The 21,130-nt window shown below is 48.6% G+C and carries 23 protein-coding genes and 1 tRNA gene; 19 read left to right on the forward strand and 5 right to left on the reverse strand.

Annotated features, from left to right (window positions below; translation table 11 throughout):
* Positions 1-132: 132 nt before the first annotated feature.
* On the forward strand, positions 133-1,263 hold the full coding sequence (gcvT, locus tag AB0763_RS16555) for a glycine cleavage system aminomethyltransferase GcvT (protein WP_306099558.1): 1,131 nt from the start codon (positions 133-135) through the stop codon (positions 1,261-1,263).
* 111 nt (positions 1,264-1,374) lie between these two features.
* Here the strand turns inward: gcvT and gcvH are convergent, their stop codons facing one another.
* Positions 1,375-1,758: a glycine cleavage system protein GcvH gene (gene gcvH / locus AB0763_RS16560; RefSeq protein WP_306099901.1), complete on the reverse strand. Its 384-nt coding sequence runs from the start codon at positions 1,756-1,758 to the stop codon at positions 1,375-1,377.
* A 202-nt stretch (positions 1,759-1,960) separates the two neighbouring features.
* Here gcvH and AB0763_RS16565 point away from each other — a divergent pair, with 202 nt between their 5' ends.
* Positions 1,961-2,341 carry a hypothetical protein gene (locus tag AB0763_RS16565; RefSeq protein WP_306099559.1) on the forward strand — a complete coding sequence of 127 codons (381 nt, stop codon included), beginning with the start codon at positions 1,961-1,963 and terminating at the stop codon, positions 2,339-2,341.
* Positions 2,274-3,344 (forward strand): trypsin-like serine protease, encoded by a 1,071-nt coding sequence (locus AB0763_RS16570; protein ID WP_306099560.1) that lies wholly within the window; start codon positions 2,274-2,276, stop codon positions 3,342-3,344. The genes AB0763_RS16565 and AB0763_RS16570 overlap by 68 nt, the downstream gene beginning before the upstream one ends.
* Before the next feature lie 134 nt (positions 3,345-3,478).
* Here the strand turns inward: AB0763_RS16570 and AB0763_RS16575 are convergent, their stop codons facing one another.
* Positions 3,479-4,999, reverse strand: a complete 1,521-nt coding sequence (locus AB0763_RS16575) for a bifunctional GNAT family N-acetyltransferase/carbon-nitrogen hydrolase family protein (RefSeq protein ID WP_306099561.1) — start codon at positions 4,997-4,999, stop codon at positions 3,479-3,481.
* A gap of 298 nt (positions 5,000-5,297) precedes the next feature.
* Between AB0763_RS16575 and AB0763_RS16580 the strand changes: the two genes are divergently transcribed.
* Entirely contained in the window at positions 5,298-6,155 is an 858-nt protein-coding gene (locus AB0763_RS16580) for a tetratricopeptide repeat protein (protein WP_306099562.1), read from the forward strand.
* A 118-nt stretch (positions 6,156-6,273) separates the two neighbouring features.
* On the opposite strand, the gene AB0763_RS16585 is transcribed toward AB0763_RS16580, so the two are convergent.
* Positions 6,274-7,428: an MFS transporter gene (locus AB0763_RS16585; RefSeq protein ID WP_306099563.1), complete on the reverse strand. Its 1,155-nt coding sequence runs from the start codon at positions 7,426-7,428 to the stop codon at positions 6,274-6,276.
* Positions 7,429-7,755: 327 nt separating this feature from the next.
* Between AB0763_RS16585 and AB0763_RS16590 the strand changes: the two genes are divergently transcribed.
* The 8 genes from AB0763_RS16590 to AB0763_RS16625 are packed head-to-tail and all read left to right on the forward strand — an operon-like array spanning position 7,756 to position 13,636.
* Positions 7,756-8,526: a DUF3450 domain-containing protein gene (locus AB0763_RS16590; RefSeq protein WP_306099564.1), complete on the forward strand. Its 771-nt coding sequence runs from the start codon at positions 7,756-7,758 to the stop codon at positions 8,524-8,526.
* A complete protein-coding gene (locus AB0763_RS16595) occupies positions 8,526-9,872 on the forward strand; it encodes a MotA/TolQ/ExbB proton channel family protein (protein ID WP_306099565.1) in 1,347 nt (448 codons plus the stop codon). The genes AB0763_RS16590 and AB0763_RS16595 overlap by 1 nt, the downstream gene beginning before the upstream one ends.
* Before the next feature lie 17 nt (positions 9,873-9,889).
* Positions 9,890-10,432: a MotA/TolQ/ExbB proton channel family protein gene (locus tag AB0763_RS16600; RefSeq protein ID WP_306099902.1), complete on the forward strand. Its 543-nt coding sequence runs from the start codon at positions 9,890-9,892 to the stop codon at positions 10,430-10,432.
* On the forward strand, positions 10,429-10,833 hold the full coding sequence (locus tag AB0763_RS16605) for a biopolymer transporter ExbD (RefSeq protein ID WP_306099566.1): 405 nt from the start codon (positions 10,429-10,431) through the stop codon (positions 10,831-10,833). Before AB0763_RS16600 ends, AB0763_RS16605 begins: the two co-directional genes overlap by 4 nt.
* A complete protein-coding gene (locus AB0763_RS16610; protein ID WP_306099567.1) occupies positions 10,833-11,501 on the forward strand; it encodes an energy transducer TonB in 669 nt (222 codons plus the stop codon). Before AB0763_RS16605 ends, AB0763_RS16610 begins: the two co-directional genes overlap by 1 nt.
* Before the next feature lie 29 nt (positions 11,502-11,530).
* Positions 11,531-12,691, forward strand: coding sequence for a lipopolysaccharide assembly protein LapB (locus AB0763_RS16615; RefSeq protein WP_306099568.1), 1,161 nt, complete (start codon positions 11,531-11,533; stop codon positions 12,689-12,691).
* 4 nt (positions 12,692-12,695) lie between these two features.
* Entirely contained in the window at positions 12,696-13,412 is a 717-nt protein-coding gene (locus AB0763_RS16620; protein WP_306099569.1) for a siderophore ferric iron reductase, read from the forward strand.
* Between the two features lie 29 nt (positions 13,413-13,441).
* On the forward strand, positions 13,442-13,636 hold the full coding sequence (locus AB0763_RS16625; RefSeq protein WP_306099570.1) for a hypothetical protein: 195 nt from the start codon (positions 13,442-13,444) through the stop codon (positions 13,634-13,636).
* A gap of 37 nt (positions 13,637-13,673) precedes the next feature.
* Here the strand turns inward: AB0763_RS16625 and trxC are convergent, their stop codons facing one another.
* Positions 13,674-14,108: a thioredoxin TrxC gene (gene trxC / locus AB0763_RS16630; RefSeq protein WP_306099571.1), complete on the reverse strand. Its 435-nt coding sequence runs from the start codon at positions 14,106-14,108 to the stop codon at positions 13,674-13,676.
* 107 nt (positions 14,109-14,215) lie between these two features.
* Between trxC and AB0763_RS16635 the strand changes: the two genes are divergently transcribed.
* From AB0763_RS16635 to AB0763_RS16655, 5 genes are all read left to right on the forward strand, one after another.
* On the forward strand, positions 14,216-15,226 hold the full coding sequence (locus AB0763_RS16635; RefSeq protein ID WP_306099572.1) for a prolyl oligopeptidase family serine peptidase: 1,011 nt from the start codon (positions 14,216-14,218) through the stop codon (positions 15,224-15,226).
* Positions 15,227-15,346: 120 nt separating this feature from the next.
* Positions 15,347-16,381 carry a PotD/PotF family extracellular solute-binding protein gene (locus AB0763_RS16640; RefSeq protein WP_306099903.1) on the forward strand — a complete coding sequence of 345 codons (1,035 nt, stop codon included), beginning with the start codon at positions 15,347-15,349 and terminating at the stop codon, positions 16,379-16,381.
* A gap of 433 nt (positions 16,382-16,814) precedes the next feature.
* Complete coding sequence (locus tag AB0763_RS16645) at positions 16,815-17,876, forward strand: adenosylhomocysteinase (RefSeq protein WP_368644293.1); 1,062 nt, start codon at positions 16,815-16,817, stop codon at positions 17,874-17,876.
* A gap of 114 nt (positions 17,877-17,990) precedes the next feature.
* Entirely contained in the window at positions 17,991-19,037 is a 1,047-nt protein-coding gene (locus AB0763_RS16650; RefSeq protein ID WP_306099574.1) for an NAD(P)-dependent alcohol dehydrogenase, read from the forward strand.
* 165 nt (positions 19,038-19,202) lie between these two features.
* A complete protein-coding gene (locus AB0763_RS16655) occupies positions 19,203-19,445 on the forward strand; it encodes a hypothetical protein (protein ID WP_306099575.1) in 243 nt (80 codons plus the stop codon).
* Positions 19,446-19,691: 246 nt separating this feature from the next.
* On the opposite strand, the gene AB0763_RS16660 is transcribed toward AB0763_RS16655, so the two are convergent.
* Positions 19,692-19,768: transfer RNA gene (locus AB0763_RS16660), tRNA-Pro, on the reverse strand.
* A 199-nt stretch (positions 19,769-19,967) separates the two neighbouring features.
* Here AB0763_RS16660 and AB0763_RS16665 point away from each other — a divergent pair.
* Together AB0763_RS16665 and AB0763_RS16670 are read left to right on the forward strand one after the other, a co-directional pair.
* Positions 19,968-20,423 (forward strand): YeeE/YedE family protein, encoded by a 456-nt coding sequence (locus AB0763_RS16665; protein WP_306099576.1) that lies wholly within the window; start codon positions 19,968-19,970, stop codon positions 20,421-20,423.
* 55 nt (positions 20,424-20,478) lie between these two features.
* The gene (locus AB0763_RS16670) at positions 20,479-20,925 is read left to right on the forward strand and encodes a DUF6691 family protein (RefSeq protein ID WP_306099577.1); all 447 of its coding nucleotides are present in this window, start codon (positions 20,479-20,481) and stop codon (positions 20,923-20,925) included.
* Positions 20,926-21,130: the final 205 nt, after the last annotated feature.

Consider the following 21,130-nt stretch of genomic DNA (forward strand, 5'->3'; position numbering starts at 1 on the left):
TCGTGCTTGCCTTCATTGAGTGAGGTCGCGTTTAAAGCGACGGCTTTTTAACCATGCTCGCTTGACGAGCGGCAGAGAACATGGTTTATTTGTTTCCTATAGGAAACTTATGCTTTGATAGGGAGATCACCCATGACCGACGATGTGTTACTACAAACGCCACTTCACTCACTGCACCTAGAAGCGGGGGCGAAAATGGTGCCCTTTGCGGGTTACGCCATGCCAGTACAGTATCCACTGGGAGTAAAAAAAGAGCACCTGCACACTCGAGAGCACGCTGGCCTGTTTGATGTTTCACACATGGGCCAAATTTTGGTGTCAGGGGATGACGCTGTGTCACTGCTTGAGACCTTGATCCCCATCGATGTCGAAGCGCTTGCGGTCGGCAAACAAAAATACGGCCTGTTTACCGCTGACACTGGCGGCATACTCGATGATCTCATGGTAGCAAGATTAGGCGAAAGCGAGTTTTTACTGGTGGTTAACGCCGCAACCAAAGCCGCTGACTACCAACACCTGCTTGCCCACAGCGCCTCGTTTTCCCAAATCAGTGTGACGGCATTAGACGATCGCGCGCTGCTGGCATTACAAGGGCCGCAAGCGGTTGACGTGTTGTCATCGATTTTTCCGGCGGTTGCCAGCATGCGTTTTATGGACGTGGTTACCCAAGAGTATAGCGGTGAATCTTTTGTCATCAGCCGCAGCGGTTACACCGGTGAAGATGGCTATGAAATCTTACTGCCCGCCACTCAAGCGACAGACTTTGCCAAACAACTGCTCAGCTTTGACGCGTGTCAATGGATTGGGTTAGGGGCGCGCGATTCACTGCGTCTTGAGGCGGGGTTGTGTTTATACGGCCACGACATCAATGCTAACACCACACCGATTGAAGCGGCGTTATCTTGGGCGATCAGCCCGTCAAGACGCACTGGGGGCAGTAAAAGCGGTGGCTTTATCGGCGCTGATGTGATCTTAGCGCAAAGCCAACAAAATACCTTAAAACAAAAAAGAGTCGGCTTGATTGGAGAAGCCAAAGCGCCCGTGCGGGAAGGGTGTTTGTTGTTTGATCAAAACGACCAACAGATTGGTCACGTGACCAGCGGTACCAGCGGCCCGACGGTCGGCAAGCCGATTTCCATGGGCTATATCGACGCGCAATACGCCAAGCTCGGCGAAGTGGTATTTGCCGAAGTGAGAGGAAAAAAGCTTGCCATGACAGTCAGTAAAATGCCTTTTGTGCCAGCGAATTACTTCCGAGGCTAAGGAGTTCCGAGGCTAATCCGCTTTGTAAAAAGAGCACAACGCAAAAGCCCCTCTGGTATGAGGGGCTTGTTTTATCCATGGTCGAACGGCGCTCAATGGGTCATCGCCGAACTACTCCTCATCTTCCACTGCGGCTTGATAGCTTTCAATGTCTTTGAGATCGTCAAGCTCAGCGGGGTCAGCAATACGAATAATCGCAATCCAGCCAGCTTCATAAGGATCGTCATTGATAAGTTCGGGGGTGGATTCTAAATCTTCATTGACCTCAATGATTTCGCCGCTGATCGGCGCGTAAATATCCGAAGCCGCTTTCACCGATTCAACCAAAGAAAAATTTTCTCCCGCTTCCACTTCGTTGCCTATCTCAGGTAAATCGATAAAAACCACATCACCGAGCATACTTTGCGCATGCTCAGAAATACCCAACGTCGCGGTGCCATCACCGTTATCGCGAACCCACTCATGACTGTCACTAAAACGCAATTGACTCTCCATACTCTCTTCCCCTAATACGTGCGGCAACGGTTTTGCCCAGATGTTGGTAATGGCCAAACGCGATTGTCTCTTTGACATTCAACTCATTAGCCGTGATTTTTCCTGAGTGTAGACAGGCTTAGTGGGCTGTGCGAATAATAAACCTCCAATCTGTGAGTTATGACCACTTGGTTGAATATTTCTTTTTATCGGTAATCCCTTTATGCTGAGTAGAATAAAAACGGAACGCTCATTGGCTGATGGTGCGACTTGGGTTCCGTTAAATGCCATTGTTTATTGGGTTATTGGGTTATTGGGTTATTGGCTAAGGAAACGACCGCGAGCAACCTATCATCATTGCATCGATGGCAGCCAAGACAAGGTTTCTGAGTGGTTTCTCGAGGCATGGAGCGCATTGCTCGGCCGCGCAGATAACGTCCACCAATCAGGCTTAATATCACAGAATGATGATGAACGGTTTACGAAAAGCCGGTATGGCATACACTTAGATCATGAGTATACGGAACGGAAAGCGGATGAAAAAACGTACAATTTTGTCTGGTCTCATCTTATCGGCATTGGCCGGGCAAGGGATGGCGACTGAGGAAACCTCGCAATATATCGTTAACGGCAATGATACGACCGTTACCGAATACCCCTCGATGGCGAGTTTGTATTACGATGCGAGCGAATATACGGGAAATCCTGAGGATCGTTCGACCGGTCCGTATTGTGGCGCCACCATCTTAGATGATACCCACGTGATGACCGCGGCGCACTGTGTGGTGTCGCTCTCCGACGGAGACAATTATTTTGCCGTTGTGGTGCCGCAACTCGAAGACGAAGAGGATTATCTCAATAGCACGTATTATCGAGTGAAAAACTTTTACTACCCCGATGACTACGTGCAATCTGCCAATCTTTTGTATCCCAACGACATCGCGATCCTCGAATTGGAAGAATCGATGAACGTCAGTAGCAGCGATTACGTCGCCTACACCGACGATGAAAGTTATCGCGATGAAGACAACACCTTTATCGCGGTGGGCCATGGCTACACCTCGACCAACGCTGACGAGACGACAGTGTTGCAAGAAACCGACCTGATTTACGTATCCAACAGTATCTGCGAAAATGTCTTTGGTGATGAATTAACCGATGCGCAGATCTGTTTTGATGGTGAGTTAAACAGCGCGACCGGATTAAAAAATGCCGTCTGCTCCGGTGATTCTGGTGGCCCTGTGTATTGGATTGATGGCTCAAGCCAAACGCAAGTCGGGGTAACCAGTTTTGGCCCCACCACGTGCGGCAATCCCAATTTGGATGTCACCTCTGTGTTTACCGAAGTGAGCGATTATACCGATTGGATTGAAGATGTGCTCGACGGCAACGAAACCCCTCAGCTGTCAGTGACTGACCAAGACCGTGAAGATTACGATTTCACTGAAGAGACCGACTCAGAGTTTAATCCTCGCCTCTCTGCCGACCCTGATAACTCCACCACGCTGTTTTCTTCCTCAGACGGCGGCAGTATTAACCTATTCGCCTTGTTCGGCGGCTTAGCGCTATTGGGTTGGCGCCGACGTCAACAAGGTAAGCGTCAGTAAGGTGAGTATCAGCAAAGTTAACATGTTAGCAGTCGGCGGATCATAGCCCTTAATTCTGTGATTTGTGATTCAATAAAGACGAAAAAGGCCCTGGTTTGGGCCTTTTGTTTGTCACGCTATAGAATTTTTATCAATCACTCATCCATTCGATACACATCGGGGCGGCGGTGTCTTAAATTGGTCACCGAGCCTTCAGTATTGAGCTGTTTGAGCTTGGTTAAATCGACATCGGCGAAAATAATCATCTCGGTATTAGCACTGGCTTCGGTAATGATCGAATCGTGAGGGAAGAAAATGTCCGAAGGGGAAAAGACCGCCGACTGGGCATATTGAATATCGACGTTATCCACTCTTGGCAAGTTGCCCACACTGCCGCCAATCGCCACATAACATTCGTTTTCAATCGCTCGCGCTTGAGAGCACAAACGCACCCTTTGATAGGCGTTTTTGGTGTCGGTCCAAAACGGCACAAAGATAATTTGTACGCCTTGCTCTGCCATCATGCGGCCAAGCTCGGGAAATTCACTGTCGTAACAAATCAAAATGCCAATCTTACCCGCATCGGTATCAAACACCTTGACTTGATTACCCCCATCGATCACCCAGTCTTTCTGCTCATGGGGGGTAATGTGGATTTTACTTTGCGACTGAATATCGCCATCGCGCTGCAACAAGTAAGCGACGTTGTAGAGTTTTTCATCGTCAATCACCGGCATACTGCCGGCAATGATATTGATGTTGTAAGAAATAGCCAGTTGCGAGAGGCGGTTTTTGATTTCTTCGCTGTATTGGGCGAGGGAGCGAATCGCTTCGACCGAGCGCTCCGAATTGTGCAGCCCCATCAGCGGCGCATTAAAAAACTCTGGCAGCAACGCAAAGTCGGCTTTGTAATTTGACAGCGATGAGATGAAAAATTCTGCCTGATCAATCAGATCGTCAACACTTTCAATCGCGCGCATTTGCCATTGCACCACCCCGATACGAACGAGGCTCTTATCACCACCGGGAGAATAATCACTTTCTTCTTCGTAAAAATAGTTATCCCATTCTAGTAAGGTAGCGTAACCATGAGACTTGCTGTCTTCGGGCAAGTAATTGCGCATCAAACGTTTGACGTCAAAATCATTAGAAAGCTGGAAAGACAAAATCGGATCGTGAATTTCGTGGCGTTTGACTTTGTTGATGTATTCCATCACGGTCAATTCTTCGGCGTGAAGGTGGTAATTGGGAATGCGGCCGCCGGCGAGAATCGCTTTAAAGTTCTCACTCATACACAATTCTTTGCGTGCGTCATACAAACGACGGCCAAGGCGTAAACCGCGATAGTCGGGGTGTACAAACACATCGAGTCCGTACATGGCATCGCCAGAGGATTGGTTTTGAATCACATTGTTTTCGGTGATGATGTCGGTGTAGACGTGCGGCAGTGAAAAACGATTGTAATCCACTTTAATGGTCAAAGCAGCGCCGACAATCTTACCGCCATCTTCGATACAAATTTGGCCTTGAGGAAATTGGTGAATTAAGTCCATGATGGTCATACGCGGCCAAGCACCGCCGACATCGGGGAAAACCAAATCCATTAGGGCTTCGAGTTGTGGATAATCCGTCGCTTCAATTGGACGGAGTGTCAAACGGGGTGAAAGTGTATCCATAGTGATCGTGATCCTTTGTGCAAAATTTTCTCGCGAGAGTCGGGCTCGTGAATCCAGAGGGCATGGTGCGTTGCTGGGCAACCTTGACAACGGGGCGTTAATGAAACAATGACAGGGCCTTGAGCGCACACGTCATCGCACGGGACTCGACTCGAATCTATAAACTACCACACTTGTGTGACGAGAGTGTCAAATCATTGAATTGTTTTATTTTTCACCATGAATACGCAATTGAATTTTGATTTTTTGTCTGACTCTTTGCTACTCTAGCTCAGTATTCAATTGAATTGAGGCCACCATGAAACCATTTCTCTTGGCGATAACCTTGTTATTGTCTTTTTCTGCGTCGTTATCAGCGCAGGAGAGCACGCCGTATAAATCTCAAGATATGCTCGATAAGCCTTTGATGGAGCGATACATTATTGATGAGTTAAAAAGTTTGCGCACCGATCAGCAAGATTTGGAGCGCCGCTTAACTGTGCAATTTACCAATCGAGAATTAGAGGTGGCCGATAAATCCCTCAATTACGCTAATGTCACGGTCACGTATTTCTTTTACATCATCGCTGGGGTTGCCTCGCTCATTGCTTTGATCGGATGGCAATCGTTAAAAGAAATTAAAGTGCGAACGCGTGAAATGGCCGAACAACGACTGGACCGGATTGCTAAAGAATACGAGAAAAAGTTCGTTGCCCTTGAGCGCGATTTAAAACGCAAAACCCGCACCATCAGTGACAACAACAAAGAAATCGAAATCATTAACGAATTGCACAACTTGTGGTTGCGTGCCCAAAGTATGCAAACCCCAGAGCAACGTGTTGAAGTGTATGATGAAATTCTCAAACTTCGTCCTGGCGATCTTGAGGCCTTAACCTACAAAGCCGATGCTGTGATGGAAATGAAGGAATATCACTGGGCATTGAGCTTGTCGAACCGAGTGCTCGACCTTGATGAGTCAAATGGCCCAGCTTTGTATCAACGGGCGTGTGCTTATTCTCGTTTAGGCGCAGAAGAGCAAGCGATTGAAGATCTCGAAAAAGCCATCGACGCCAGTCCATCGGTGCGTGACTTGATCACTGAAGAGCTCGATTTTGAGTCATTACACGGCAATCCACGATTCGAAGCGCTATTGCCAAATGAAACGCCGTCGTCATAACGGCGTTTGAATCGCGAATGGGTGACTCGTTAGATGGCTTGCAAAACGGGCTAAAAGCGCGTCACCCTAGAGGTTCAATAAGCTCGCACTGATAACGACCCTGCTAGAGCAACCCCGATTATTCGTTTGCCATATAAGCGGGCTTGGTTTTTAAACTCACGACCAACATATAAAGACAGGTTGAGAGCAAGGTGAGCAGCAAATAATACTCCAGGCTCCAATGCCACTGCGCCAACCAACCCGCCAGAATCGGCCCCATTACGGAACCCACACTGTACATCAACAGCATCCATTGGGTTACGTGAACGATGTGTGATGAGTGAGCGTGTTGACAAGCCAAGTTTATCGCAATGGGGTAAAGCGCAAACACCGCCACGCCCAGCCAGAAAAAGACCAGCGCCAGTGTGATGATAGAATCACTGAGCACCATGCTCGCCCCCGCCATCGCCCCGATTAAGCTAAAGCCAGCCATTAACAGAGTTTTGGACACAAACTGACTGAGCCATGGAATGGACAACTGCACCAAAAAACCACCCAACATCAAACACGCCATTAAGGCACCGATGCGTTCAGAATCAATGCTACGCAGTGACAATTCTAACGGCATCAGGCCGTAAATGGTGGCCAGGAGCAACCCAGAGACCACCGAGCCGATCACGGCACTGTGATTTAATTTGCCCATGGTGCCAGTAACCGAGAGCGCATTGGACTCGAGTTCGACATCCAGGCGGGGCTCTTTGGCTTTGAGCAGAACGGCGGTCGCGAGCACCATCAGCAGCGCAGAAAAATAAAAGGGCAGGTGAGCGTGCAATGGGATCTGACCGATTAACAGCTGCCCACACATGCCGCCGCCGTACAAGGTGATCATGTAAAAGCCCAAGCGCTTCGCTCTTTGCTGAGGATCGCTTTGCATGAGCCAAGACTCAACCGCAACAAATAAAACGGCCACACTGATACCGGCCAAAAAACGCAACACCAGCCAGGCCATCGGATGAGTGACAAAAGGCATGAACAAGGTCGACAAGGCCAGAATAAGCAAGCTGATCATAAAGCTGTGCTTATTACCACAAGGTTTGATCATCCATTCTGCTTTGGTCGAGCCGAGTAACAAACCGAGGTAAAAGGCACTGGTCAGCCAGTGAATGAGATCTTGCTCAATGCCATAGCGCTCACTGATAAGCGGGATCACACTCATGATGTACCCAGCGGCAAAAGCGTAAATGCCAAGCGCCATTAAAGGCCAAGTAATCAAAGGGATGGTTAAACGTTGCATGCGAATCTTTAAATCGAAGGGAATCCGCGCGACTATGCCGTGTTTTACAAAAAAAGAACAACGAAAAATTTTATTGGTGACGATAAAAAATTCCCGTCATTATCTCCCTGTTTGCCCAAGCTTTTTTACTTGGCCTGCCTAGCTTGAGCCAAAGGCACAAAGTGCACTCACTCGCCACAGGACAACACCCATACAAACTAAATTGATTGCATAATGACAAGCCGGTTGATTTAGGACTTGGTATTGCGAAATGTTTTCTATAGAATGTGCAAACTGATAATGATATCCGTTATCAATTACATTCACCGAGTATAACGACTGACAATAATGAAAAAACTTGCTAAAGCAGGCGTTGTCCTGATGTGTTACGGCTTCATCTCTATTGGCCATGCTGCTAGTTACGATAAAGCGGAATCAGTGCAGAGCCAGACCAATACCGACTCACAGACCAGCCAGAAACGAATCGATAACAGTGCAGAAATCAGCGCCCAGACCCGCGCAGATATCGAACAGTTGCAGGCAGAAATCACCAATTTGAAGGTGTATCAATCTCACTTGGACAAAATGGTGCAGAGCCAAGACAAAGAGAAAAGCAGCCTTCAAGAGCAGATCGACCAAATTCAAGCCACTCGTCAAGGGATTGTGCCTTTGATGTACAAGATGCTCGACGAGCTCGAAAACCAAGTTCAGCAAGGCCTGCCGATCCAGCGCGCGAGTCGCCTACAACGGGTAGAAAAACTGCGCACGACTATGACCCGTGCTGATGTTAGCGACGCCGAAAAGTTTCGTCGCTTGCTCGAGGCCTATCAAATTGAGCTGAGCTATGGCAGTAAAATGGGCCACTATGACGATCAAATTACCCTTAACGATGGCAAGCAAATCGAAGTCAGCGTGATGTATCTTGGCAAGGTGTCTTTGTTGGCGCGAGCTCTCGATCGTCAAACATACTGGTACTGGGATCAAAGTCAGCAACAATGGCAAACCCTGGAGTCTGGTTTTGAGGCGATCGATCGCGCCTTTGACGTGGCCGATAAAAACACCACGCCGACCTTGCTCGACTTACCACTCTCATTGTCACTCAACGAGGAAGAAAAATAATGAAAAAAGCATCGTTGACTATGTTGGCGTTGAGCGCTTTGTTACTCAGTGCCAACAGCAGTGCAGATTTAGTGTCGAAAGCGACGGAAAATCAGCAACAAACCCAAGCGCATAACCGCGAACGCGAACAGAATTTTGCCGCGACAGAAAAAGCCCTTCTGGCGCAAAAAAAGCAATTGCAACAACAACGCGACCAGTTGCAGCGCAACATTGATACCCTGAGTGACACCTTAGGTGACAATGAAAAACAACTGGCGCAATTGCAACAAGAACTCAATCTTGCCAGCGGCAGTTTAGGGGAATTATTTGGGGTGGTACGCCAACACGGCAAAGAAGTGAAAAACGCGCTCACCGATGCGGTGACCACCATTGACACTGAGCACAGCACCGAGGTTATCGATCGCATTGTTGCGGCAGAAACCTTACCGACCATGACGCAACTGACCGACTTTTGGCAGGTGCTCAGCGAGCAAATCACGCGCAGCGGTCAAGTGCATTTTGCCGAGGTTAATTTCGTCGATGGCAAGGGAAACATTGCGCCCGTCAACGCTGCGACCGTGGGTAATTTTGCTCTGGTCACGCCTCAAGGGGTGGCCGAGTGGCAAGCGAAAACCCAACAAGCGCGTCTTTACGAGCAATTACCCGCTCGCAGTTTGACGTTAGAGACGCTCACCGAGCCCAGTCAGTCGCCGGTAGTGGCATTGTTAGACCCAACCAAGGGCGAGTTGTTTGCACAGCTAAAAAACAAACCGACGCTGACCGATCGCCTGGTGGCCGCTGGCGGGGTAGGTAAAGTCATTCTCGCGCTCTTGGTGGTGGGGTTAGTGATTGCCCTGTATCGCGGTTTTGTGTTACTCAAGACGCGTCAGTCGATTGTCAAACAGCTAAAAAACCCGCAAAGCCCACAAGATAACCCGTTAGGGCGCGTGCTGTCGGTCTATCAAGCCGAGCAACAACGCAGTGTGGAAGCCTTGGAGCTTCGCATGTTGGAAACCATTGTCGATGAACAGGCAGAATTGGAAAAAGGCTTGTCGATGCTCAAATTGCTCGCGGCCTTAGCGCCAATGCTGGGCTTACTTGGCACCGTGACCGGTATGATTGAAACCTTCCAAGTGATCACTCAATTTGGCAATGGCGATCCGAAAGTCATGGCCGGCGGGATCTCGATGGCGCTGATCACTACAGTACTTGGTTTGATTTCGGCGATTCCTTTGCTCTTGGCCCATAACCTGCTTAGCTCACAAGCACAGGCGTTGCGCCACATATTAGAAAAACAGGGGATTGGTCTAGTGGCCGAACAAGCCGAAGCGAACGACAGCAAAATGGCGGGAATGAAAACGGCATGATGGAGTGGTTCAGCGATATGCTGCCTAGGTTAGCCCAGCCTTTTCAAAGTCTGAGCGCCTTGCAGCAATTTATGCAGCAAGGCGGCCCCATACTTTGGTGGCTTGCCTTAGTGGTGATCGTTTATTGGCTATTGCTGATCGAGCGGATCGCGTATCTATGGCTCACTTACCCCAATCAACAAGCGCATTGGGTGGAGTGTTGGCAGCAGCGCCGCGATCACCATTCATGGGCAGCGCTGGCCATTCGCGATCGCTGGTTGTCACAAGCGCGTTTATCCTTGTTCAAATACCTCGATTTTATTAAAGTTTTGGTCGCGATCTGTCCTATGCTTGGCTTGCTCGGTACCGTGACGGGCATGATTTCGGTGTTTGATGTGATGGCAGAGCAAGGCAGCAGCGATCCGAAATTAATGGCATCTGGGATTTCATTGGCGACATTGCCAACCATGGCCGGTATGGTGGCCGCATTAGTCGGTATGTTTATTCATGCAAGATTGCACAAGGTGTGTGTTAAACGCACCCATCATCTAGAAAAATTGTTAAGGAGCCGTTCATCATGAGGTTGGGCAGACAGTCTTCCACCAGCGACGAGGCGACCATTGATCTAACACCTATGTTGGATATCGTCTTTATCATGTTGATCTTTTTTATCGTCACCAGTTCGTTTGTCAATGAATCTGGAGTTGAAGTGAACCGTCCGAGTGCGTCGCACGCCACCAGTCAAAAAGGGGCGAGTATCATGGTGGCGGTGACCGCCAATGATGAAATATATGTCAACAAGCGCGAAGTTGACCCCGAGCGTTTACAGGCGTCGATTGAGCAATTGATCACCGATAAAGAAACCGCGGCGGTGGTGATCCAAGGTGATGAATTGGCACAAAATGGCACCATTGTTAAGGTGATCGATGCGGCCAAAGGGGCGGGTATCCAACGCATTTCTTTGGCGACGGAGACACAGTGATGAAACGCTGGCTGGTGATCGTGCCATTATCGATTTTGGTGACCCTGTCACTTTTTCAGATCATGGCTTGGATGGTAACCCAACCTCAATTAGACAAACCGCTTTTGACGACGCCGCTGACGTTAAATTTGATGGAAGAGCCAGAAGATGAAGCGATCACGCGTCGTCAACGCGACATGCCTGAGCCGCCACCGGAGCCACAACAAGCGCCGACCATGTCGATTGCCAACGTGACCCCGACGCCATCCCCTGCCGCGCCAAGTATCTCGACACCAGAGATCAGCCTTGATGTATCGGTCGATGGCTTGGCGATAAGCCCAATGCAACCCTTGCAAATCGCTGCGCCAGCAGAGCCTGTTCAGCCGAGTGCCCCCGCTCAAGTTGGCCAAGGCAATAACGATGTGATGCCAACGCGACGGGTCAACCCCAAATACCCGACTCGTGCCCTGCGTCGTGGTATTGAAGGGTATGTGTTGCTCAAGTACGACATTGATACCGATGGCCGTCCGGAGAATATCGAAGTTCTAGAAGCCCAACCGCCCCGTGTGTTTGAGCGTGAAGCGCGCCGTGCTTTGAGTCGTTGGAAATACCAACCGAAAAAAATCGCCGGTAAAACCGTGGTACAACACGGTTTGCAGACCAAAATTGAGTTTAAGTTGGAGAAGTAATTTTGATCACACTGCGATGTTTTTTTCTTGTGCTACTGAGTGTGTTATGGGTGCCATCGGCGCTGGCAAAGTCGGTGCAAGTCAGTCCTAATATCATTACTCAAATCAACAACGCCCAAGCGCTGGCCGACAAGGATCAATACCGTAAGGCGATTGAGTTACTCAACTCACTGAGTGTGAAACGCCCAGAGGATGTTGCCACCATTGAGCGGCGCTTGAGTATCTATTACTGGTCGATTGGTCAGAGTCGCTCAGCCATTGACCGTTTAACCAAAGCCATCAATACCAAGGTGTTTGAAGGGGATGACGATTGGTTGATGAAGTGGAATTTGGCGTCGATGCTATTGAGCGAGGAACAAGCCAAGGCCGCGATAGGTTATTTGAAACCGCTGACTCAAGCGATCCCCAAAGGACAAGACGGCGCCCAAGTGTGGTATTACTTGGCCCAGGCGTACTATCAAGATCAACAATATCGTTCGACCTTAAGCGCGTTAACCCAGCGTCATCGCTATAGCCGCAAAGCCTCGGTGCCGGTACTGACGTTGCAATTGGCCGCCGAGTATCAACTGAAACGTTGGTCTGCGATGGCGGGGACGGCTAAGCGTTTGACCGCGCTTGAGCCAAATAAGAAGTCTTGGTGGATGCAACGCGTGTATGCCTTGATGCAAATCGACAACAACAAGCAAGCCCTAGACGTGTTGTCGTTAGCGCAGCTGCAAGGCATTGCTTTTAGCGATAATGAATACAAAAACCTCGCCTATTTATACGCCACGCAAGGGATCTACGAAAAAGCGGCACTGACCCTAGCTAAAGTCTCGGGTTCGCAAACCGAGTTGACTTTACTCAAACAGCAAGCGTCTTATTGGCAACAAGCCAAAGAGTGGGACAAGGCCAGTGACTATTGGGCGTTAGCCGCTCAGCAAGATGGTCGTTACTATTGGAACCTGGCAAGTATACTCAATCAGCAGCAGCAATTTACGCGCGCTTTGGCCGCGTTAGACAAAGTGACCAGTCAAGACAAAGCGTTTGATAAGGCGATGCTCAAAGCCGGGATCTATTACAAACTCAACGATCTCGACAAGGCGCTGTTACATGCCAAGCAAGCGATGGACATCAAAGCGTCGAAACAAGCAGAGCAATGGATTAAGTTTTTAACCTCTGCTCAGCAGCAAGCGCAATACCAAGGCTAGTGCTATGACGGTCAATCAAGATCACTTGGCAAACCTGGATGCCTTGTGTGACAGTGTCACGCCTTACCTCAAGCGACTCGATCGTGACACATCGAACGTGGAAGACGATGGCGACTGGCTCAGTGCTGAGGATGGAGAAACCGCCGCGTTGTTGTATCAGCGGGTCAAAGATTCACAGCCCGAGGCCGGCGCGGCGTATTGGTTGACGCGCACGTGGGGGCTTTTGTGTTGGCAACCCGTTTATTTGGCTTTGCTCAGTGTTCACGGTTGTGGAAAAGGGCTAAATTTTGCGCGCTTTGGGCAGCGGGTACAGCGCGATTACATTGCCGGTTTTAGCGATATTGATGTTGTCGATACTGACACGGTGTCACAGGCGATAGCGCAAACCGGTCAGCAGTTGGCACAATTATCAGTGCGTTATCAGCAAGCGCTCAGCCCATATCTGAGGATCCGTCCTGGCTTTTGTCGCTACCTGCTCGCCGACACCTTAGTTCAATACAGTGTACAGCTTTGGTCTGCACAGCCTCACCGCGCCCAACAACCATTGCGCCATTGGTTAACGCAGTGGCTAACGGCTTGCGATTTACCCACTCAGGTTTTGTCGCAACTGTCGGTCATCGATGAGCAAGCCAATTACACCCGCACCAGTTGCTGTTTGGTTTACCAGTGTGGCGATCACCCCTTGTGTGCCGATTGCCCTCGACAGCGTTCGACGCCATAAACTGCCCAATCATCCGTTCAGTCATTCAAATGACCGATGGCGTCGCCCGTTTTTTGATCGTTCTTGTGTCTGTTGGTCATTTTAGTGACGCGGTAACGCATACGTTTACCATGATCATTAACAAAGCGGGTTGTGGTCAAGGTGTGCGATGTTGTCGTGATCAGCGAGAGGGTCGAGATTGGCTAGAGGGCAGTGTGCCAGTACCGGCGTGCCAGTGGCTTTAAAATGGGTACTGGCCTTAAACGGTACTGGCGACAAACGTTACTTGCTTAACGCTTGATTTAACCATTGGTCAAATTGCGACTTAGGCAGAGCGCCATTGATTTGGTCGACCATCTTCCCTGCTTTAAAAACCATGACTGTCGGGATACTGCGAATTCGATATTGGGCGGCAATCGCTTGCTGGGCCTCGGTATCGACTTTGACACATCGCACCTGGCCGGCACGTTCACTCGCCACATCACTAAACACAGGGGCAAAACCGACGCATGGGTTACACCAAGGAGCCCAAAAATCGATCACAACCGGCCGATCCGATGCCAGCAAGGCGGTGAGGTTTTGCTCGGTGCCCTCAATAGGAGCGCCATCGAGTAAAGCGCCTTGGCACTTTCCGCACTTAGCGCTTTCAGAGACTTTGTCTAACGGTAAACGGTTGTTGGCTTTGCAGTGGGGGCAACGGCTAATAAATTGGCTCATGAATTTCTCAATCAGTTGATTTACTTTGCTTCTATTGTATTGAGCAGTGTGTAATTGGCAAGTCTGTTTCCATATTGTCACCGGATAATGGCTTTGAAGGGAACTGTTTGACTAGATTGTGGTTTAATACTCTAGATGACGGTGAAACTCAATTGTACTTGTGTTTCGGAGTTAATTACCCTAGCTATTTTTACCAACAGGATGCCATGATGCCAAACCCTATTTTGACCGCTTTCTTTGTTACCTTTGCCACGGCGCTGGCCGGGTGTAGTGCATTGACAGGCTCGTCGTCACAGCCACAAAGTATCGAATATAAAACCACCTCCGATGGCCAAGCCCTTGAAGTTGAGTTGTTGCCTGCGGTCAATCATCAGACTCAAGGCCCTTTGGTCGTGTGGGTGAACAACGAGTCTCAATACTTGCAGTCCACCGGTGAAGCGCTCGATTTTTCCCCTTTGTTCGACGCGTTAACTCAGCAAGGTTATCCGATAGCCAAAGTCGATTATCGCTATGGTTATGATGCTTTATTTCCCATTCCTGTTGTCGATGTCAATGATGCTATTAACCATGTGCTCAAGCAGGCGAAAACTCTGGGTATTGACCGCGAAAAGGTGGTCTTGATGGGGGCTGGCAGTGGTGCGTATTTGGCGTCCTTGCTGACCACCGCCAATAACGATCCGGACGCGAGTTTCTTTTTGGCAGGCAAAGCGCCGCGTTATCAAGTGGTGGCGGCCGTGGATTATTATGGGGTGATGGATTTGCCGTCGCTGAAAGGTCGCAGTGAAAAAGTGGACTTTGATGCGCCCAATTCAGAGCAGGCGCAATTACTCGGGGTATCGCCACGTCTCAATCCTGAATTAGCGAAGCAGGCTTCGGTGACGCATTACCTCGATTGGCACACACCGCCGATGATGATTTTACACGGTGACAAGGATCAAGTGGTGCCGGTCAGCCAAAGCCAGTTGTTTAGTGCCTTGTTATCGAAAAACGGCGTTGTTCATCGCAGCATCTATATCGAAGGGGCTGGTCATCACGACCCGGCGTTTGTTAGCGATGAGTACATCGACAAAGTCGGTCAGTTTCTCAGCCAATACGCGCCGTTATCGGTAACAAAATAAGGCTTTTTTGATTAGCGTTTCGTATCGTCAAGACAAATTTTTTTTGCTTTTCAAAGTTGACGTTTACCCTAATATGCATTCGAACCCAGCGCGGTGCTGGCTTATATGGACAATAAATTAATGAATGTGTGGGTAACAGGCTTATTGGCGAGTTCCTTAGTGTTTTCAGCGGGCTCACAGGCGAAAAATGAAGTGTTGAACGTTTATGCTTGGGGCGGGTATTTGCCGGAGGCTTCTCTAAAAGCGTTCGAAAAACAAAATGGGGTCACCATTAACTACTCGACATTCGAAAGTAATGAGTCCATGTATACCAAGCTAAAATTGCTCAAAGGCTCAGGCTATGACGTGGTATTTGCCTCTGCTTACTTTATTGAGAAAATGGCTCGTGAAGGGTTGTTGTCGACGTTAGACCATAGCCAAATTCCCAATATGCAAGACACAATGGACGGTTTGCTTGGCCAAGCGCATGATCCCAAAAACGATTACTCGCTACCTTATATTTGGGGCGCGACCGGGATCAGCTATAACGCCAGTATCATAGAGACGCCGGTCACCCATTGGTCTGAATTGTGGAAGCCAGAATACGCGCAGCAAGTGATGTTGATTGATGACATTCGCGATGTCTTTGGTATGGCGCTCAAGCTCAACGGCCACAGTGTGAACTCTCGTGATAGCAAAGAAATTGAGCAGGCCTATCAATCGCTCGTGGCGCTAAAAGACAATGTGTTGGTGTATAATTCCGATGCGCCGCAAATGCCTTACTTGGCCGGTGATGTGACGATTGGCATGCAGTGGAATGGCAATGCCTACCAAGGTCAACAAGAAATGCCAGAGCTCGCTTTTGTGATGCCGATGGAAGGCGCTGGTTTGTGGATGGATAATTTTACCATTCCTTCAGGCAGTAAGCACAAAGCGTTGGCGCATCAATTTATCAACTTTATGTATGAGCCCAAGCAACAAGCGGAGATCGTCACCAGTTTAGGTTATGCGTCAGCCACAAAAGGCGGTCGTGCGTTACTCAGTGATGAGTTGAAAAATAACCCCACGATCTACCCTTCGCAGCAGGACATGAAACGCGGTGAGTTCCTCAACGATGTCGGTCCTGATGCCTTGGCAATCTATGAAATGTATTGGCAAAAACTCAGAGCGCAATAAGGGTTTTGAGGTTCTGGCCAGGGGAAATTAACCGCAAGTCTCGCTGAGACTGTCATCAAAGCCAGCGACATGGCCACCGTTTCAACCCCAATGACCTCAGTAAGCCGTGTGAGAGAGACTCTCCACGGCTTTTTTATTAGTTCGGTTTACCATTTATTATTTCGCTTCACCCGTTCGTTGCTTCGCACTTCTCAAGCGAGCTGTCGTTTTACCTGGCGGTGGTTCTTTTTTAACGAAAAAACCTTTATTGTACGTAGAGTGAGTTTATTCTCTAGAAAAACAAACTACTTAGCTTTGGTGACAGGGTCACTTAACAGGGAAGGCCCTCGCAAAAAGCGCGAGAAAACAAGACCGAGAAAACAAGACAGTCACAAATAAGGAAATAATAATGAGTCACGCGTTCAACGCCGAATTAGAGTGGGCTAAGCTTCACATGGTTAAAATGCAAGCGGCATTGGCAAGTTTGCCTGATCTCTCTGGTGTGCGACTTGCTTGTAATATGCACCTTGATTTAAAAATGGCTCCCTTGGTCAAAGGGATCATGGACAAGGGCGCCGAGGTTTTTTTAACCACCTGTAATCCGACCACAGTACAAGATGAGGTGGTTGCGTATTTGGTGGCCCATGGCGCGAAGGCTCACGCGTGGCGAAATATGTCTGAGCAAGAGTGGCAAGAGTCATTTGATCGCGCGTTAGCCTGGCAACCCACCCACTTGTGTGAGATGGGCGCCGATTTGACCACCCGTTTAAACCAAACCAAGGGGCAACATCACATTCGCGCTGGGCTCGAAGCGACCGGTTCTGGGGTGACACGTTTGGCTGGGCAAGTGCCGGCTTATCCCATCTTTAATTGGGATGATTTACCGGTGAAAGAAGGCCTGCACAATCGTCATATGGTCGGCTTAACCGCTTGGCATACCTTTTTTCAAACCACGCATCTAACCTTACACGAAAAAAAGGTTTTGGTTATCGGCTATGGCTTGGTGGGGCAAGGCGTGGCAGCGTCGGCCAGGGCGTATGGCGGTCAAGTGATGATTGCCGAAAAAGACCCGGGTCGAGTATTACAAGCGCAATACGATGGTTGGCCTGTGGTTGAATTAGACGAGGTGATGGGTAACGTCGATGTGATTGCCACTGCGACCGGCGCAGAAGGTGTGATTCAGGCTCGCCATCTTGAAGCGGTTCAATCTGGGGTGTTTATCCTCAATGTCGGTCATGTGGCCAAAGAGATTGAGGTGAGCTTCTTAAAACGTTTGGCTAAGCACAGTCAGCCGCTGCCTTATGTGGATTGTTATCAGCTTGGCGAGAAAAGCATTTTCTTACTTGCCGATGGGTCTATGGTCAATTTAACCGCGGGATATGGCGACAGTTTGAATGCTTTTGATGTCACCCTCGCCGTGATGGTGGCGGGATTAGGCTTTATTTTCACTGAGGGAGCGCAATCACCTGCGGGCACCTATTTATTGCCTGAATCGGCTTGGAAAGCGGTGTTATAGACTGTCCTATTGCGTGATTACCGGTATTTTTTAAAACATGACATTTTTATGTGATCTATATCTCGTTATTGTGTGTATACTGGTAACGTACTTTCATAAAAGAGGATTACACTCATGAAAACAGTTGGTTATGCAGCACACAGTGAAAACGAGGCTTTAGCCCCTTATCATTTCGAACGTCGTGAATTGCGCAGCAATGATGTGGCGATTGAAATTACTTACAGTGGGGTTTGTCACAGTGATTTGCATACGGTTAATGGCGATTGGGGGCCCCAGTCTTACCCGTTAATCCCAGGTCATGAAATCGTGGGTTTGGTGACCGCTGTCGGCTCTGAAGTCAGTACCTATCGCGTGGGCGATAAAGTGGCCGTTGGGTGTATGGTGGACAGTTGTCAGCAGTGTGATCAATGTGATCACGGCGAAGAGCAATACTGTCGTCAAGGTCCAACCATGACTTACGGTGCACCGGATCGCCAAGATGGCACCATCACTCAAGGGGGCTATTCTAAGCACATTGTCGTACGTGAGGAATTTGTTGTTCGCATTCCTGACGCAATGGACATGAGCCGCGCTGCCCCTATTTTGTGTGCGGGGATCACGACCTATTCACCACTGCGCCAATGGAATATCACCAAAGGCTCTCGAGTGGGCGTCATTGGCCTTGGTGGTTTGGGGCATATGGCGGTAAAAATTGCCGTGGCAATGGGCGCTGAAGTCACAGTGATCAGTCGTACTAAGTCAAAAGAGAAGCAAGCCCTGGCCCTGGGCGCGAAAGGCATTTTGGCCAGTACGGACGAAGAGGCGTTGGCCACCGCTCACAATGGCTTTGATTTGATTTTGGATACCGTACCCACCAAACACGACATCAACCCTTATTTGCCGCTGCTTGATGTTGACGGTACTTTGGTCATTGTCGGTCAGATTGGTCCTCTTGAAGAGCCGATGACAGTTCCTATGGTTCTTGGTCGTCGCCGTGTGGCCGGCTCTTTGATCGGTGGTATTAAAGAAACCCAAGAGTTATTGGAGTTTTGTGCCGAGCACGATGTGTACCCAGAGTGTCAAATCATTAAGATGGATGAGATCAACCAAGCGTTTGAGCAATTAAAATCAGGCGATCACGCGCACCGATTTGTCATCGATATGGCGTCGTTGAGCGCCTAAGACACCTATTTTAATTGATTGAAATCCCACTAAGCCGAATGCGTTGTGCATTCGGCTTTTTTGTGCTGCTGAGTTTGAGACTGGGATCAATGTCTGTCAGTGTCAATCTGCCATACTCAAGTCGTTGCAACAAAGGCCGTACAGAGTGTAAACAGGAGTGATAACGTGAAACGATTTTTAAGATTGGACAATAATACTTACCTTAGCTTACAGAGTATTAGCCGAATTACGTTTTTTGAACAGAGTTTGCGCTTAGATCTCAATCATCCCGAGTTTCATTACTTGACGCTCTATAAGGGAGAAGACCAAACGTTTGAAGGGGACTTCCAAGCCACCTTGTCAGAAGTGGAATATTTTAGGGTTAAAGGCGAGCTAGAGCAGTATGTGAACAGTGAATACGGGGATTAATCTCAATCTGGTTAAGTCTGTGAGCAATGATGGCGAAGGAACAAGCTTGAGAACAAGGTAAGCCTTTTCTTATCAAGAACGCAATCTTATTCGTCATTCTACAGGTTAGATGCTTAACGGTGTTATCGAGTTTTTAACCCGTTAGGGTGACCAGATATTAGTTAGATTGGTATAAGTGCCGATTGAAGAAATATCGAGACGTAAAAAGCAAAAAACCAGCCCGAAGGCTGGTTTTTTTAGGTGTAATGGTCGGACTGAGAGGATTTGAACCTCCGACCCCCGACACCCCATGACGGTGCGCTACCAAGCTGCGCTACAGTCCGATGGCAAGTAATTTACTTTTTTTTCTAACTTAGGTCAATGGCTTAACAGACTGATTGCTGTTCTTTTATACAATATCGTATAAAAATTTTTGCTTTTACCAATAGGTCTCATTATATTAGTAACTTCTAATTTAGTTGGTGTTGATGTTCGTGCTTTTAGTGCTAGGGCTTAGTGGTTGGCGAAGAGGGGAAAAGCGTCATGTATGGTATCGATGAACTTATTGGGGGCGGCTTGATTGGCTTAAGTGCGGCGGTGCTTTTGCTGTTTAATGGCAAAATAGCCGGTATCAGTGGCATTTTTTATCGGGGGGTACTGAGTTCAAGCCACACGGGTAAGGAGAAAACCTGGTGCTTGGTTTTTGTTGCCGCTATGATGATAACAGGGGCAATATTAATGACCATGAGTGAGGGGCAGTGGCAAGTTCCTCTGTTTGACCAATCTTCATCGGACCCATTCCTGCCAAGCAAACCGATCTGGCTTTGGGCACTGGCGGGACTGTTTGTCGGTATGGGGACAAAGCTCGCCAACGGATGCACCAGTGGTCATGCGGTTTGTGGCGTCGGGCGTTTATCTAAGCGCTCAATCATCGCCACGGTGGTTTTTATTACCACGGCGGCGCTCACCGTGTGGATACAGTCACACATCAGACTTTAGCCAACGAACACATCATCAATCTAACATCTAACTCATGAGCAATAAGGAAGCCTCAATGAATCGAGTCATCTTTTTACTGATAGCGGCAATGTGTGGCGCTTTATTTGCAGCTGGGCTGGTGGTGTCAGATATGATCAATCCTCTAAAAATATTGGGGTTTTTAGACATAACAGGGGATTGGAATCCCCGTTTAGCTTTGGTCATTATCGGGGCTTTAGCGGTTTTTATTCCGATCTACCATGGGGTGATTAAGTCGCAAAGCCATAGTGTATTGGGTGAACCCTTGACTTGCCATACCCAAGGTCGCCTAGAGTGGAAATTATGGCTCGGATCTGCTGTGTTTGGCATCGGTTGGGGGCTTATTGGTCTTTGTCCGGGCCCAGCATTAACCTTGGCACTAAGTTTAGAGCCATCGATAGTCGTCTTTATCGTGTCGATGGCGTTTGGTATGGGCCTTAGCAGTAAAGTCGAATCGCTGTTGACGTCTTCGTCGTGTTCTTGAACGTATTTTGGTGATTTTATTTGTGAAAAATAAACCGCGCTAATCTGCGGACTTGATAAAGATCAAAGGCGTTGCTTCTTGGCTGTGAAATACTTCATATAGTGTTTTTTTTGTCGTTTAACACTATATCTAGAATTTAAGGTTCAGCTTTTTACTGCCAACGTCGATCAAGAGAAAATTATGTCACAACGTGTATGCTCGCTAA

It is taken from the genome of Vibrio sp. HB236076 (assembly GCF_040957575.1).
Classification (GTDB): domain Bacteria; phylum Pseudomonadota; class Gammaproteobacteria; order Enterobacterales; family Vibrionaceae; genus Vibrio.